Genomic DNA, 2,230 nt, shown 5'->3' with positions numbered 1-2,230 from the left:
TCTATTGGGTAGCATATTGCTCATTTCACTGAGTAATTGTGATGCTGCATTAAACTCATGTTTTAATCGGTGACAGGATAAATCGAGCCAAATTTTCCGTGCTGATGTATCGATTGGGTGCATGGCATGAGAAGCTTCTGCAAGATATTCAGTTGCATGAAAAAAATCGAGCACTTGATATTGGGTATGGCGTTCTAAAAAATCCCAATTCGCTCGTGCACCATCAGCAATACCTACATAGGTTGCATTAGGGTATTGTAATTTAATGCGGTACACTTCTCGCTCAAGACGCTCCAAAAAGTTCGCCTTGCCATATTCTGGCGCTGCCCCTAAATAAATAGTATGCAACCGCTTTCCAATCTTATTATACAAGGTAATTGTTCCTGTCATGGCTTCTCGCCAACCTTCATTGACCATGAGCACACAAGTACCATCAAGACTCACAGATATCGTGCTAACGACGTCATCAATTTTAGGCGTTTCATACATCCAGTCCGCTTCCACAGCGCGAGCAATTGAGCCAACCACATCCGCAATATTTTTTAGAAAAGACCGGGCCACTGGACGGCCATGATTGGTTTTAAAATCATCCATGACCTCTTGTGCACTAAGTTGTGCGTATTTACTAGAAACTTGTTTGGCGAAGCGTGGCGTTGAGCTAATGATAGTTCGTGCTCGTTCATCTAAAGGACAGTAGGTTTTTCCTCCAGATGAGGTTTGATAAACGTAACGCTCCAAATGAACAGCACCATAAGGTGTTTCATAACATTTTCGGACTTTCCCTTTGCTCGTCATTCGAACATTGCCTATTTGAATAGGTGCTCCCGTTGTATCAAACCGCTTTAATGCCTCTGCTGTTGCAAGGCTACCTACTTCATTGATTGCGGATTGAATGGCCTCCTCTATGTTCAGCATGGAACCATCAAGTTTAACTCGTACTTGTAACACTAATTCATCATCATTTACAGCAATCACTTCAGCCATATCAATTACTACAAATCCGTTTTAAAATGACGATGATATAACACCTGATTTGGCAGTCAAGTTAGAGTGCACGTTATTGGGTGTTCCATGAATAAAAACAGATAAATGGATTCCTGGATGAGGCAAGGATAGAAATAAAGTATGAAACGCTGGGATCTGACTTCAATGCTGGATATAGGCCTGAAACTGTTTGCCAAGATCCATAAACAAAAACATCACGCCCACCATAACCATGATATTCATTTTTTAGCACGAGAATTAGATGATTGGCTAGTTGAAGGAGTTCATGCCCTAATCGATGGTAGTTATACACCACGATTTCTTAAGCGTTGTTATTTTCCAGACGAAATGATTGACCAACTCCATCTTTCCGACCGTATTCTGCAACATGTTTTGCTCCACCAATTAAAACCCACATTCCCTTTTGTCATGAACCCTAATTGTTATCACCTTCATGGTCCAAGCGGGGTAAAGTATGCAACGGAGCAAGTAAAAAAAGTTCTGGAAGAGATGAGACCAAAGTACCTTATTCGCGCGGATATTAAATCGTATTACAAATCCATATCACATCATCAATTAGTCAAGGATATTCAGGCACATTACCATGATCCTAAGCTGAATTTGGTGTTGGAACGCATAGTAGTCAATCCAATTGAAACACCAAGAGGTTATAAGAATCCAGATAAAGGCATTGCGTTACGCGGACCTTTATCCCAATTTTTTAGTGGCCTTTATTTAAAACCACTCGATGACGCATTCAATGAAATGGATGTGGCTTACTTTCGGTATCAGGATGACATTCTTATCCTGTGCCAAAGCATGCGCAGTCTCAATCGCTGTAAACAGCGTCTGATGCAGGTATTACAGGAAAGGCGCCTGCGCTTGTCCGGTAAAAAAACACGTATTGGATCAATTGATAAGGGCTTCCATTTTTTAGGCATCCAATATCCGAAGACGCAACCTTTGTATAACACCACAATGACACAGGCTGTTGTAAATGTTTCTAACACGGAGCAAGTTGAGCAAAACCAACCCCAAACGAGGGGGGGTAGATACAATTTGGCAACCCGATAAGCAGTCTCTTTTGCAAACACACATGGTTCCTCATGCAAGAACATTGCGCAAAGCGCGCGAGCAAGTTAAATGGATGGTCAAAGAGTCGAGTAGCCACCCCTCATTACTGAAGGGCAGCCCTCTAAGAACGGAGCGTGCGACTTTCACCGCACTCCGCTCAAGCTCGCATAAG

The 2,230-nt window shown here is 42.2% G+C and carries 3 protein-coding genes; 2 read left to right on the top strand and 1 reads right to left on the bottom strand.

Features of this window, described 5'->3' with window-relative positions; translation table 11 throughout:
- A partial coding sequence (locus tag Lsan_RS21270) for an ISKra4 family transposase (protein WP_237762123.1) occupies positions 1 to 984 on the bottom strand: 984 nt, incomplete at its 3' end.
- 141 nt (positions 985 to 1,125) lie between these two features.
- Between Lsan_RS21270 and Lsan_RS12465 the strand changes: the two genes are divergently transcribed.
- Together Lsan_RS12465 and Lsan_RS23025 are read left to right on the top strand one after the other, a co-directional pair.
- The gene (locus tag Lsan_RS12465; RefSeq protein WP_058514564.1) at positions 1,126 to 2,058 is read left to right on the top strand and encodes a reverse transcriptase domain-containing protein; all 933 of its coding nucleotides are present in this window, start codon (positions 1,126 to 1,128) and stop codon (positions 2,056 to 2,058) included.
- Positions 2,003 to 2,230 (top strand): hypothetical protein (locus Lsan_RS23025; RefSeq protein WP_237762122.1); only part of this gene is annotated, 228 nt, incomplete at its 3' end. The genes Lsan_RS12465 and Lsan_RS23025, both read left to right, overlap by 56 nt.

This window comes from Legionella santicrucis, from assembly GCF_001468135.1.
In the GTDB taxonomy this organism is placed as follows: domain Bacteria; phylum Pseudomonadota; class Gammaproteobacteria; order Legionellales; family Legionellaceae; genus Legionella; species Legionella santicrucis.
This window is presented reverse-complemented; position numbering and strand designations above follow the sequence as displayed.

What these genes read in the sequence shown, in the direction of transcription:
- Lsan_RS12465 (WP_058514564.1), top strand. Translation starts at nt 1,126, where the DNA reads ATGAAACGCTGGGATCTGACTTCAATGCTGGATATAGGCCTGAAACTG.